The organism is Streptomyces sp. MNU76 (genome assembly GCF_020982545.1).
In the GTDB taxonomy this organism is placed as follows: Bacteria; Actinomycetota; Actinomycetes; order Streptomycetales; family Streptomycetaceae; genus Streptomyces.
Window position 1 is genome coordinate 153,912 of record NZ_JAJKLK010000003.1, and the last position, 12,519, is coordinate 166,430.

Sequence of the window (12,519 nt, forward strand, 5' to 3'; positions counted from 1 at the left end):
CATCCACTCGCCCTGCGGGGGACGCCGCCGAAGGCCCGAGCTACCGAGGCCCCGTCAGCTCGAAGCGTGCCCTCTGCGGAGTGTGTCGGTCGTGCGGTCGCCCACGCGGGTGGAGGGAAGGGGGACTCGCACCGCCTCGCGCCGTAACGCGTGCGCGATGGCGTGCGCTTCGATGCCGGCCTGACGAAGGACACCCGTGAGTGGATTGGTGTATCCGGTGAAGTACAGGCGCGCGGCTTCGGGACGGGTCAGTGCCCCTACGGCGAGAGGTTGCCCGTCCTCGTTGAGTACGCCCAGGGACCCGACCAGGTCGTGCAGGTTGGGCTGGTACCCGGTGGCGGCGATGACCGTGTCGGGTCGCAGTCGGGTGCCGTCGGCCAGTAACACGTCGGGGCCGTCGAACGCCTGGACGGCTGCGACCGGCTCGACCCGCCCTGACCGGACGGCGTCCACGAAGCCGTGGTCGAGCACCGGGTTGACTCCTTCGCGGGCATTGCGGGTGTACAGGCCCGTGCGGGGCCGCGGCAGTCCGCAGGAGGTCAGATCGGGCACCGCGAGACGTTGCGTGAGCAGGGAGGTGCGGTCGCGCCACGTGAGCGGGAGGATCTCCGTCAGCCGGCCGACCGCGTGCCATCGGGCGCTGGAGCGGGGAAGGATGTTGGGTGGGGTACGGACTGCGATCCGTACCCGTTCGGCTCCCGCCCCGGCGAGGACGCCGGCGATCTCGGTACCGCTGTTACCGGCGCCGACCACCAGGACGTGCTGCCCGCGGTAGGGGGCCGGAGAGCGGTAGTGGGCCGAGTGGAGCAGCGTGCCGGTGAAGGTCGAACGTCCGGTCCAGTGCGGGACGTTGGGGGTGTGGCAGCGGCCGGTGGCCACCACGACCGCATCAGCAGTCATGGGGCCGTCGTGGGTGTGAACCAGCCACTGTGCTCCTGAACCCGGCTCGGCCCGTTCGATGCGCTGCACCAGGGTGGTCACCCGGACGTCGAGTCGGTGATGGGCAACGTAGCTCTCCAGGTATCGCACATAGTCGTCCCGGCTCACCCACGGGCCTGCTTGGCGCGGCACCGGCAGGCCGGGGAGGCTAGAGGTACCGGGAGTGGTGTGCAGGCGTAGATGGTCGTAGCGCTGCGCCCAGCTCGCTCCCACCCGGGCCGATCGTTCAAGGATCACGGTCGGCACCCCGGAGCGGCGCAGTACTGCGGCGGCCGCCAGGCCGTGAGGGCCCGCTCCGATCACGATCGTGGGAGCGCTGAGGTTTTGCTGCGGTGTCGAGGGCATCGACTCCTACAACGGCGGACCGCGGAGCGGGTCACGCTCGACGGGGAGGCGCCGAGCCTGTCAAGTGGTGATGTCGGCTGCTCAACGGAACAGCGGATGGCTGCCGTTACACCAGCGGTACGGACTCGTTGGACACCGGGCAGCAGCGCGCCGCCTCGCGCGGCGGATCGGTCCGCCGAGGGCCGGACCGTCCGAGCTGTCCGGGCTGTCCGGGCCGGGGGCAAATGAGCGTTCATGAGCCGCGCAGGCCAGGGGACATGAGCCTGCGCGGCCTCGACCTCTGCGGCGGGCTCCGGGTCGGCTCGCTCCACCTGTCCGATCATTCGAGGGGCTCATGTGCAGGCAGTAACGACGCGCCACCGGCCACGGCTGCGGATCAGCGGAGTCTGCAAGGCATACGGCGGCAGGCAGATCCTTCGCGATGTGGATCTCGACGTGCCTGCCGGGACGTTGGTGGGAGTCGTCGGCGAGAACGGCGCGGGCAAAAGCACTCTGCTGCAGATCGCCGTAGGAAACCTTGCGCCCGATCGCGGAACGGTGACACGGACCGGGGCGGTCGGGTACTGCCCGCAACGGGCGGTACTGAACGACGCGTTCACCGTCGGACAGCATCTGCGGTTGTTCCAGATGGCCTACCGGCTGCCGACCCTGGAGCGCGCCGACGAGCTGATGGAGCTGCTGGCGCTGACCGGTTGCCGTCGACAGCAGGTCGGCGAGCTCAGTGGCGGAACGCGACAGAAGCTGAACCTGCTGATCGCTCTCATGCAGGATCCGCAGTTGCTGGTCCTGGACGAGCCCTACCAGGGCTTCGACTGGGACACCCATCAGCGGTTCTGGGCCCTGGCCGCCGAGCTGCGTGATCAGGGCCGGTCGATCATCGTGGTTTCGCACCTGCTGCACGACCTGCACCACTTCGATGCGATCGCTCATCTGCGCCAGGGGCGTCTGCACTTCGAGGAGTCGAACCGTTGAGGCTTTCCTGGACGGCATTCACCGAACTGCTGCGCTGCACCCTTCGGGGCCACCTGCGCAACCGGCTGGCCCTGGTTCTGGCGGTCGCGTTCATCCCCGTCTGGATTTTCGTGGCGCGCTTGTGCACCTCCGACCAAGTGGTGCGTATCCGGCTGGACGCCATCAGCGCCCCGGTCTCCGCCCCGGCCAGCCAGGTGGGCCAGGTGGCCAGCGCGCTGGGCGCCATCACCATGGTCGCCGGCTTCATCGCCTTCACCGAGACCTTCCAATCGCGGGAGGTGGACCGCCGTCTGCTGCTGGCCGGCTACCCCCGGCTGCCGATGCTGCTGGCGAAGCTTGCCGCCGTCGCCCTCACTGCCGCGCTGCTGGCCCTCTACACGACGATCCTGCTGTGGATCTCCCTGCCCGTACGCCACGCAGCACCCCTGGCGCTGGCCCTTGCGGGCGCCGGCCTCGTCTACGGCGGCATCGGCCTTCTGCTCGGCTCTCTGGTCCGCGGCGAGCTGGAGGGCTTCTTCCTCATCATCATGCTCAGCCTGGTCGACACCGGCCTGCAGAATCCCGTCTTCAACACGCTCATGGATGTGGCGGGGGTGTCCGCGCTTCCTCTGTACGGCGTGAACCAGCTGGCGCTGAGCTCAGCCCTCACCTCGCAGAGTGCCTGGTCTCACGGTCTGCTCTCCCTCACCTGGTCCGCAGCGACCGGTGCCCTGGCGCTGCTCGTCCTCCACACCCACCGCCCTTCCCGCTCCTCGTGGTCCCGCAGAACAAGAGTCCGGACAGGGCGATCACGGTGAGGGGGTCTTCCTCCAGGGCCCCTGATCGCTGGCAGGTTCCGCGCGATGGCGCCAGGACCTCAGGTTGACGGTGCGGGCGTCCAGGGCGGTGGCCTTCACGCAGTGGTCGGTGGCGATACCGACAACGTCCACGGTGGTGACGCCGTGCTCGCGCAGCCACGCGGTCAACCCCGTCCCGCCTTCGTCGGCGCCTTCGAAACCGCTGTAGGCGGCCTCGTAGGCACCCTTGTAGAAGACAGCGTCAAGTGCTCCGGCGTGTACGGCGGGGAGGAAGTCCGGGTGGAAGTCGGAGCCTTGCGTGCCGGCCACGCAGTGCACGGGCCAGGAGGTCTTGAAGTTGGGGGTGTCGGAGAAATGGTCCCCGGGGTCGATGTGGTGGTCGCGGGTCGCCACGACGTACTGATACCCGGCTTCTGCCGCGCGTCCGACCAGGTCGCGGGATTTGACGGCGACCAGGGCGCCGCCTGCCACGGGAACACTGCCGCCTTCGCAGAAGTCGTTCTGCACGTCCACCACGATCAGTGCTCGTCCCATGTTCCTGTCCTCCGGTTCGGCGTTCACGTCGTTCATGGATCTACTGCCCGCCGTCGGCATCTGGCCTCGGCGTCTCGTAGGCGTAGGCGAGGGCGGTGTCGAGGAGGTGGCGCAGCTGGGCCGGTGTCGGGGCGACGGCGGTGGCGATGAGGGCCTGGGGGGCGGCGAGAGGGGTCACTACCGCGTGTCCCTCGGCCGGGTCGGCGCCGATGACATGCGGCTCCTGGGGCGTGCCCAGCCCAGGATCGACCAGGAGGAGCTGCCCCGTCGCCCGGTGGGCTCCGAGGACGGCCGGGCCGTCCCACGCCGGCGCCGGGTAGCCGTAGGCGGCCTGCTGGTCGAGGAGCGGTCGTCCGCCGCGGCGTACGGCCAGGCGGGTAGTGAGGTGGCCCGGCACCTCGCCCGAGCGGCCCAGGAGTTGTTCCTCCCGCATGACCAGACGGGAGGTGGGGGCGAGGTCGACGGTGAACGTCTGGTGCAGGGTGCTGCCCCGGGTACTGATCAAGGGTTCGGGCAGCCAGTGCAGGGTCGCGTCGTCGTCCACCCTGATCCGTACGTCATACGTGGCGGCGATGGTGGTGGGGCCTCGCAGGGCGATGGTGGCGGCGGCCGTGGTCACCTCCAGTCGGGCCCGTGTCCCGGCGGTGATGTCGAGGGCGAGCCGGTCTCCGCCGAGCGGTGCGCTCATCGCGCCGAGCACACAGACACGTGCCTGCTCTCCGCGGGCCCGTAGCCGGCGCAGGTGGAAAGGACCGTCACTGTGCAGGAGCGGAACCGTCGTGGTGCGGCCGTTGTGGGCGGCTCGGATCTGGGCGGTCGCGGTGACGCCGGACGGGTCCGCCGGGGCGGATTCGGTGGAGTGCCGACCGTGGGGGCCACCGACGGCTCGCAGCGGTTCGTCGGCCGGCGCTGGAATCACGGCCGGCGTCTTTGCGGCGGTGATGTTCACCGGGCGGATCCGGTGGCGTGCCAGGCGGCGAGGCAGTTGGTGACCCAGTCGGTGATTGGTTGGATGCCGTCGGGGGTGGTGAGGCTGGTGAAGGCGTACGGCAGGTCCCCCCGCTGCCTGCGGGTGTCGGCCCTCATGGTGTCCAGGTCGGCTCCCACGTACGGTGCCAGGTCGGTCTTGTTGACCACGAGGAGGTCGGCGGTGGTGATGCCGGGGCCGCCCTTGCGGGGGATGTCGTCGCCACTGGCCACGTCGATGACGAAGACCTGGCTGTCGACGAGCCCGCGGGAGAAGGTCGCGGTGAGGTTGTCTCCCCCGGACTCGATGAGGATCAGGTCGAGCGGGCCCAGGTCCTGTTCGAGCTGCTCGACGGCTTCGAGGTTGGCGGAGATGTCGTCGCGGATGGCGGTGTGCGGGCAGGCTCCGGTCTCCACGGCGGTGATGCGCTCCGGTGGCAGCACGGCCTCACGGCGCAGGAAGACCGCGTCCTCCTGGGTGTAGATGTCGTTGGTGACGACGGCGATGGACAGCCGGTCGCGCAGGGCGCGGCACAGGGCGGCCACCGTCGCGGTCTTGCCCGAGCCGACGGGCCCGCCGAAGCCGATGCGCAGGGCGCGGTGGCCGCCGTCAGCGAGCAGCGGTTCGGCGCTGTGGGTGTGGCGGTGCGGCATCGTCACGGGGTGGTCGAGGTGCACGAGGAGGCTCCATGCGTCGGTCGGGGCTGGTCAGGAGGCGAAGAGCCGGACGGTCCAGGCGGCGTGCTGCTCGCTGGTGATGTCCAGCAGGGGAGCGGAGGCGGCGGGCAGGACGCCGACGCCCTCGGCGGTGACGCGGCGCGCCGCGGCGTCCGCGGCGTCCGCGACGGTGTCGAGTTCGCTGGCGAGCCGCGCCAGGACGGCTGTGGCGTCGAGCGGGTCCAGGCTCAGCAGGCGTACCGCGGCGGTCGCCGGGCCGCCGACGCTGTCGTAGGCGGCGGCCCGGGCGGCGTCGAGCGGGGCGAGTCCGGCGGCGCGGGCGGTGACGCCGAGCACGACCGGCTGGTGGGCGCCCTGGGGCCGGTGTCGGGCGAGGTGGTCGAGGTCGGTGCTGGGCCAGGTGGCCCGGGCCGCGCGCATCAGTTGCCGGCCCAGACGGCGTGCGATGCGGCGCAGCGCCGGTACGGGGGTGCGGGTGTCGGCGGCCTCGTCCAGGGCGAGGGCGTCGCAGCCGTCGGCGGCGGCTGCGGCGAGGCCGGCGGCGACCAGTCCGGCGGTATGCAGCCGGCCCCGGCAGAACGCCTCCAGGCTCGCGGTGTCGTGGACCCGGCCGGAAGCGACGGCGGCCTCCATTCCGCCGGAGTGGGCGTGCCCGCCGGCGGGGAAACGGCCGTCGGCCAGGACGAGCAGGGCAGTGCGGCTCATGGGGCGGCGGGACCGCCTTTCGCGAGGAGGTGCCGGAATCGGTCGCGAGGGCGTGACCGATTCCGGCCGTGGTGGTCAGAATCAGAAGCTGTGGTGGTCAGAAGAGGAAGTACCGCTGTGCCAGGGGAAGTTCGGTGGCGTAGTTGCGTCCGATTTCCTGCCCGTCGACCGTGGTGCGGACGTCGGACGTGGTGGCGCCGCCGATGGTGACGTCGAAGGTGTCGGGGTCGATGTCGATCTTCGGGACGCCGTCGTTGTGGACCATGTCGGCCTTGGTGACCTCCCGGGTGGAGCGGATCGGGCGCAGGGGCTTGAGCAGCCCGATCCGGGAGAGTTCGCCGTCCAGGGCTGCCTCGGCCACGAAGTTGAAGGAGTTGGCCGCCGGAGCGCGGCCCTTGAAGCCCCAGACGGGGCGCGGGAGGTAGGGCTGCGGGGTGGGGATGGAGGCGTTGGCGTCGCCGATCTGGGCGTAGGAGATCTGGCCGCCCTTGATGACCATGTGCGGCTTGACGCCGAAGAACTTCGGTTCCCACAGCACCAGATCGGCGAGTTTGCCGGTCTCGACGGAGCCGACCTCGTGGTCGATGCCGTGGGTGATGGCCGGGTTGATCGTGTACTTGGCGACGTAGCGGCGGGCACGGAAGTTGTCCGCGCACGCGTCGTCCTCGCGCAGGTGACCGTAGCGGGACTTCATGACGTGCGCCGTCTGCCAGGTCCTCATGATCATCTCGCCGATGCGGCCCATGGCCTGGGCGTCGGAGGACATCATCGAGATGGCGCCCATGTCGTGCAGCAGGTCCTCGGCGGCCATGGTGGAGGGCCGGATCCGGGAGTCGGCGAACTTCATGTCCGCCTCGACCTCCGGGTTGAGGTGGTGGCACACGATCATCATGTCGACGTGCTCCTTGACGGTGTTGACCGTGAAGGGCCGGGTGGGATTCGTCGACGCGGGCAGCACGTTCGGCCGGCTCGCGAGGCTGATCATGTCGGGGGCGTGGCCGCCGCCGGCGCCCTCGATGTGGAAGATGTGCAGGCTCCTGTACTTGGCGTCCTTCGTCCTGCGGTCCTTCTTGGTCGCGGCGAAGGTGTGGTGCACGAAGCCGGACTCGTTCAGGGAGTCGGCGTGCAGGGCGACCTGGACCCCGGTCTCCTCGCACACGTTCAGCGCCGCGTCGATCACGGCCGGCGTCGCGCCCCAGTCCTCGTGGATCTTGAAGCCCAGGGCACCGGCCGCGACCTGGTCGTGCAGCGCCTTCTCGGAGACGGTGCTGCCCTTGGCGAGCAGGCCGATGTTGACCGGGAAGGCGTCGAGCGCCTCGAACATGCGCTGGATGTGCCACTTGCCTGGTGTAACGGTCGTGGCCGTGCTGCCCTCGGCGGGCCCGGTGCCCCCGCCGATCAGCGTCGTCACCCCCGAGGCGACGGCCTCGTGGATTTGCTCCGGGCACAGGAAGTGCACATGGGTATCCACGCCGCCCGCGGTCAGAATGCGGTCCTTGCCGGAGATCACCTCTGTCTCGGGCCCCACGACGAAGGCCGACGCGCGCGGGTCGAGACTGGCCGGCGGCGTCATGGTCTCTGGGTTGTACGCCTTGCCGATGGCCCGGATGCGGCCGTCGCGCAGCCCGACGTCGGCCTTGACCACGCCCCAGTGGTCCAGGATCAGAGCGCCGGTGATCACGGTGTCCACCGGTTCGCGGGGGTCGTCGCGGGGGATGTGTGACTGGCCCATCGACTCGCGGATCACCTTGCCGCCGCCGAAGACCATCTCATCCCCGCTGATCCCCGGGCCGCCGCACCAGTCGGCGTCGATGCGCAGGACGAGATTGGTGTCGGCGAGCCGGACCCGGTCGCCGGCGGTCGGCCCGTACAGGTCGGCGTAGCGGGAACGCAGCAGTGGGTCCCAGGGCTTGTCCTTCTTGGCCTTGTTCTTCTCAGTCCTGTCCGGCATCGAGGTGCTTCTCCTCTTCGCTCTTGTCGGCCTGCAGCCCGTGGACGATCCGCTCACCGGCGATCGGCACCAGCATCACGGTGCGCTTGTCGCCGGGCTCGAACCGTTCGGATGTACCGGAAGGGATGTGCAGCCGCATTCCGTGGGCGGCCTCACGGCGGAACTTGAGTCCCTCGTTGGCCTCGGCGAAGTGAAAGTGGGAGCCCACCTGGATCGGACGGTCCTTGGGGTTGCGCACCACCAGCGGCACGGGCGTCGCGCCTTCGTTGAAGACCACCCGGTGTTCGTCCTCGTCCGGCAGCAGTTCCGGCTTGCCGGGATGAATGTCCACCTTGGTGGACGCCTCATCGAACGGATCGTGGATGGTCACCAGCTTCGTGCCGTCCGGGAACGTCGCCTCGACCTGGACGTTGTCGATCATCTCCGGCACGCCGTCCATGACCTCGCTGCGCTGCAGCACATGGCGCCCGGACTCCATCACCGCATCAACCGTTGCCCCGGCCCGTGCCGCCTCATAGACGTGCGCCGTCAACAGCGCCATGACCTCGGGATAGTTCAACAGCAGACCGCGTTCACGCCGCCGCTGGGCGACATCGGCCGCCACGTGGATCAACAGACGTTCCTGCTCATGCGGAGTCAGATGCACTCCGGTCCCCCTTCTCCTGTCCGTCGCTTCGCCCGCGCGGCAGGCATCACAAAACGGAATAAAGGGATGCCATCGGTCGCGCCTGTCGTAGACCGATCCTGGAAGAGGGAGGGAACCCATGGACAGTGAAACGGTCTGGTTGGCCCGGATGGAGTGAACCGGGGTCAAAGGGGGCATGCGGGGCGCAACACCCGCGTGCGGGGCGGAGAGGCATCGGCTGATCTCGTGAGTAAGCCCACTGTCTTCCGTGCGGTGAAAACTGCCGGCTGTCCGGCACACGTGCGAGCAGTGCTGTCGAGGGAGAGGCGTCACCCATGTGAGCGGTCCGCTTCACGCCAGTACGGGCTTCGGCGAAGCCTTCCGGAAGCGGGCGCCAGAGCACACCTGCTGCAAACGAAACGCGGCCTTCCCGGAGCTGCGGCGCAGCGGCCGGTGTGCACGCGCTGCTGGAACAAGTTCACGGGCGACCGCTGGCAGTCGCTCTGGCAGCCCTCGTGGCGCAGCGAGGGAGGCGACCTGTGAGGGCCGAAGAGGCGGCCGCGTGCGACGCGGCCGAGGCAGAAGGCGAGGAAGAACTGCGGCCTGATCGGACGCCGCCGGTAGCCACTACCTGAGCATGCCCGACGCGGACCGCGTGGAACCACAGTGCGTCGCCCAGCAGTTCCATGACGAAGTGACGTCGTCGAACCCAGAGCCGACCGGTTGCGGGGCAGTTCACGACCTGGGTCACGGCCGTGCTGGCGGACGGCTGGACGACGGCCGCTGCTCAGGTCAGCATTCAGATGCCGTAACAGGCCCTGAGCCCGCTCGTGTAGAGCGCCATGGGATCAGGGCTGGGGCCCCGGGACGCCAGTAGTGACGTTTCGGGGTTCCGACCACGAGGGGTGCCACGCCGCTCGGGGATCGTCTCCGAGTCGGTCACCGACCACGTCGCTCCGGGCACCCGGCACCACGGCGGAGCCGGAGGGCGCGGCACGTACCGCACAACCCAGCCGACGAATCGGTACCCGGGCGGGGCGTGGTCGCCTACCGTGAGGCGGCGCGTTCTCGAACGCGCCCACCGTCTCGTCGTGGGTGGCCGTGGCCCCCGACAACCCGTGCGCTTCCCCCGGGTGTGTTCGGTGATCGTCTCGTTCGGTGCGGTCCCGTTGCGCCGGTCGTCCTCAATCCCGTCGTCAGTGTCTACTGGCGGGGATGATCGACTGACTGGGCGTTCCTTATGCCCGTCGGATACATGTGAAACCAGGGAATGGATGTCGGAGTACCGGTCGACAGTGCGGACAGCGATCTTCGTGGGCGGCAGCGTCGGCGGTGGCAGGGGATCGATGATCCGCCGGGGCTCCGCATCGCGATCCGCTTCGGCCTGTTTGCGCAGGCAGGAGCGGTGTTGATGGCATGTCTTCTCGACCGCGGAGGAGAGGTTGTGGAGCAAATGCCAGCGATCGGCAACCTCCTGGGCTCCTGGTGCGGCTTCGCGGACGGCGCTGGAGTAGGCGCTGGCCCGGTCCCGGCAGATGATCTCCGCGCCGGGATGTTCGCGCAGCCAGCCAGCGAAGGTGGCTGCGTCCCGGTCGGGCAGGACATCGACCACGCGGGCCGCTTCGACGTCGACCAGGACGGTTCCGTAGCGCCAGCCCTTGCGGAAGGCGAACTCGTCGACACCCAGCACCCGCGGCGCGCGCTCGGGCACCACCGGGGTCGTGAGCAGGCCCAGCAGATGAGTTCGGCCGGCAGGTAACTGCAGGAACCGGCATAGGCGTTCACCGGGACGACCGCCCAGGAACGTAGCGACGGTCTGCATCCATCGCCGCAGCCCAACGCTGTGACGGCGATACCGCTCGCTCGGATCCGGGACCTGCTCGACGAACGTTCTCCGACGGCACGAGGCCCGCTCGCCGGAAGAAGCGGCGCACACTCAGCCGGATCACCAACGCTTGCCCCACCAGGGGGCGTTCGGCCACGAGGCGCACATACCGGGAGTGCACGCGAAGTCCCGGTCAGCCGCAGTCCGGGCAGGCCGGCGGCTGCCCACACGACGACGCCTCCACAGCGACTCTCTCCTCTGTGGCGTGCACCGCCGTGACACGGACATCGATCCCGGGAAACAGCACATCCTCGATCGCGGCAGCCCCCATACCAGGGCAATCCCCACGAGAAACGTTCCCGCAGTCGTACGCCGACCTGGGGATTCACGGAATCGCGGCCAGAACCTTCCGTACCGAACCACGGATACCTGGTGGCTTGTGGCGTGGGCGTTTCGTGTGAGATGTGGATCACAGTGATGAGGAAAACCCGTTGTTCTGGGCGGGCGTCTGGAGGGTGTGGGTTCCGTGGGAGCAGTGCTGCACCAGGTGCGGTGAAGCTCCTGTTGTGAAAGCCGAGAGAAGGCAGAGGAAGTTGAACATGGTTGACATGCGGAGGCGGGACGTGAGGCGGGCAGACAGCGCACAGGCCGTCAGCCGGGCTTCGGCTGGAGGGCTGCTCTCGCGTCGTTTGAGGGCTGGGGTGCTGGCGCTGGGTCTGTCCGCCGGTTTGGCTTTCACGAGTGCCGCTCCCGCATCTGCTGCGCGCTCCATCGGCACGGACTTCCTGCGCAACTGGGCAACCGGGCTGTGTCTGGACAGCAGTGACGGCGGGGAGAGCGGCCGGGGCTTCGTCTACACGAACCCCTGTACGCAGGGGAATGACTACCAGACCTGGAGCGTGGAGTTCCAGGGCCACGACACCTACGACCAGGTCAAGATCCGGAACAAGGCGACCGGGCTGTGCCTGTCCAGGACCTTCGGTCTGTCCACGCTGTCCTGCGGCGACCCGAACACCGAATGGGATGGTGTCGGATCGGACTGGAGCAGGGTCGAGCTCAGGGCGCCCGGAGCCGGCCAGTGCCTGGACAGCGACAGCAACGGGAGCGCGTATGTTCTGGGCTGCAATGGCGGCGGTAACCAGAAGTGGAAGCTGGGCTACTGACCCAGAGGGCTGCTGACGTTGTGGTAGGCGGGCCGGTCCTGCGGGCTGTGGGCCAGCATGGCGGTGAGCAGCGGGACGAGTTCGTCCGGGGTCCCGGACAGGTCGGGCGCGCACCGGGGTCGGCGACCTGGTGGAACAGCAGGTGGATGTGGTCCGCGCGGTAGGGGGCGTGGCCCGAGGCGGCGAACAGCAGGACGGCGCCCAGCGCGTACACGTCGACCGCCGGGGTCAGGGGCTTCTCACCGTTCGCCTGCTCGGGCGGCATGCACGAGGGGGTGCCGACGACCATGTGCGGCGCGGTCAGCGACACGCTCGACTCGGCGAACACCGCGAGCCCGAAGTCGATCACCTTCGGTCCGTTCGGTCCGAGCAGCACGTTGGCCGGCTTCAGGTCACGGTGCAGCAGACCCTGCCGGTGCACGCCGGCCAGTGCCTCGGCCAGCGTCGCGCCCAGCGCCGCCGTCAACAGCGCGGGGAGCGGGCCGTGGGCGGCCACGTGCCGACTCAGGTCGAGCCCTTCGACGTACTCGGTGGCCAGCCAGGGGCGCTCGGCGTCCGGATCGGCGTCCAGGAGAGCGGCGATCCGGGCACCCCAGATCGTCTTGAGGATCTCCACCTCCTGCGCGAACCGCGTCCGCGTCTCGGAGTCGACCACGGACGGCTTGATCACCTTGACGGCGACCGGTTCCCCGCCGGGCGACTCGCCCAGGTACACCTGGCCCATCCCGCCCTGCCGATCTGGCCGAGCAGTTCGTATCCGCCCAGCTCGCAGGGGTCGTCGGGGCTGAGGGGCGCGATGTGCACGAAGGGCCTCACAATCGGGCGGAACCGGTGTCCACGGTCACGCTAGACCACCGTCCGTGCCCGCGGGAGGCCGGTCACCGCCCATTCCCCGGCAGACCGGGGCGCACGCCCCTCTTCCCGGACACGGCCCGTGATGTCGGTGCCGCCCTCTACGGTGGAGATCACCGATGCCGCCGGGGCGGTGGGGAGGGACGACAGGCGTGCGCAGGGTGCCA

Annotated in this window: 12 protein-coding genes; 3 read left to right on the top strand and 9 right to left on the bottom strand. The window is 69.5% G+C overall.

The annotated features are described in order from the left end of the window. Positions 1 to 54: 54 nt before the first annotated feature. On the bottom strand, positions 55 to 1,284 hold the full coding sequence (locus tag E4N62_RS07045; RefSeq protein WP_230212885.1) for an NAD(P)/FAD-dependent oxidoreductase: 1,230 nt from the start codon (positions 1,282 to 1,284) through the stop codon (positions 55 to 57). 423 nt (positions 1,285 to 1,707) lie between these two features. Between E4N62_RS07045 and E4N62_RS07050 the strand changes: the two genes are divergently transcribed. Further along, on the top strand, positions 1,708 to 2,256 hold the full coding sequence (locus E4N62_RS07050) for an ATP-binding cassette domain-containing protein (protein WP_230212887.1): 549 nt from the start codon (positions 1,708 to 1,710) through the stop codon (positions 2,254 to 2,256). Then, a complete protein-coding gene (locus tag E4N62_RS07055; RefSeq protein WP_230212889.1) occupies positions 2,253 to 3,053 on the top strand; it encodes a hypothetical protein in 801 nt (266 codons plus the stop codon). The genes E4N62_RS07050 and E4N62_RS07055 overlap by 4 nt, the downstream gene beginning before the upstream one ends. On the opposite strand, the gene E4N62_RS07060 is transcribed toward E4N62_RS07055, so the two are convergent. The 7 genes from E4N62_RS07060 to E4N62_RS07090 all read right to left on the bottom strand — a co-directional run bounded on the left by E4N62_RS07060 (position 3,045) and on the right by E4N62_RS07090 (position 10,223). Beyond that, positions 3,045 to 3,587: an isochorismatase family protein gene (locus E4N62_RS07060; protein WP_308184940.1), complete on the bottom strand. Its 543-nt coding sequence runs from the start codon at positions 3,585 to 3,587 to the stop codon at positions 3,045 to 3,047. The two genes, E4N62_RS07055 and E4N62_RS07060, sit on opposite strands and share 9 nt — an antisense overlap. Before the next feature lie 40 nt (positions 3,588 to 3,627). Next, on the bottom strand, positions 3,628 to 4,506 hold the full coding sequence (locus E4N62_RS07065) for an urease accessory protein UreD (protein WP_230212892.1): 879 nt from the start codon (positions 4,504 to 4,506) through the stop codon (positions 3,628 to 3,630). Between the two features lie 26 nt (positions 4,507 to 4,532). After that, positions 4,533 to 5,231 carry an urease accessory protein UreG gene (gene ureG, locus E4N62_RS07070; protein ID WP_230212895.1) on the bottom strand — a complete coding sequence of 233 codons (699 nt, stop codon included), beginning with the start codon at positions 5,229 to 5,231 and terminating at the stop codon, positions 4,533 to 4,535. Between the two features lie 30 nt (positions 5,232 to 5,261). Continuing rightward, positions 5,262 to 5,936 carry an urease accessory protein UreF gene (locus tag E4N62_RS07075; RefSeq protein ID WP_230212904.1) on the bottom strand — a complete coding sequence of 225 codons (675 nt, stop codon included), beginning with the start codon at positions 5,934 to 5,936 and terminating at the stop codon, positions 5,262 to 5,264. Positions 5,937 to 6,033: 97 nt separating this feature from the next. Continuing rightward, positions 6,034 to 7,887: an urease subunit alpha gene (locus tag E4N62_RS07080; protein ID WP_230212906.1), complete on the bottom strand. Its 1,854-nt coding sequence runs from the start codon at positions 7,885 to 7,887 to the stop codon at positions 6,034 to 6,036. Further along, on the bottom strand, positions 7,871 to 8,533 hold the full coding sequence (locus E4N62_RS07085; protein ID WP_308184941.1) for an urease subunit gamma: 663 nt from the start codon (positions 8,531 to 8,533) through the stop codon (positions 7,871 to 7,873). Before E4N62_RS07085 ends, E4N62_RS07080 begins: the two co-directional genes overlap by 17 nt. 778 nt (positions 8,534 to 9,311) lie before the next feature. Next, positions 9,312 to 10,223, bottom strand: a complete 912-nt coding sequence (locus tag E4N62_RS07090; protein WP_230212908.1) for a transposase — start codon at positions 10,221 to 10,223, stop codon at positions 9,312 to 9,314. 722 nt (positions 10,224 to 10,945) lie between these two features. Between E4N62_RS07090 and E4N62_RS49290 the strand changes: the two genes are divergently transcribed. Beyond that, positions 10,946 to 11,500 (top strand): ricin-type beta-trefoil lectin domain protein, encoded by a 555-nt coding sequence (locus E4N62_RS49290; protein ID WP_374116975.1) that lies wholly within the window; start codon positions 10,946 to 10,948, stop codon positions 11,498 to 11,500. On the opposite strand, the gene E4N62_RS07095 is transcribed toward E4N62_RS49290, so the two are convergent. After that, positions 11,394 to 12,224, bottom strand: a complete 831-nt coding sequence (locus tag E4N62_RS07095; RefSeq protein ID WP_230212910.1) for a serine/threonine-protein kinase — start codon at positions 12,222 to 12,224, stop codon at positions 11,394 to 11,396. The two genes, E4N62_RS49290 and E4N62_RS07095, sit on opposite strands and share 107 nt — an antisense overlap. Between the last annotated feature and the right edge of the window lie 295 nt (positions 12,225 to 12,519).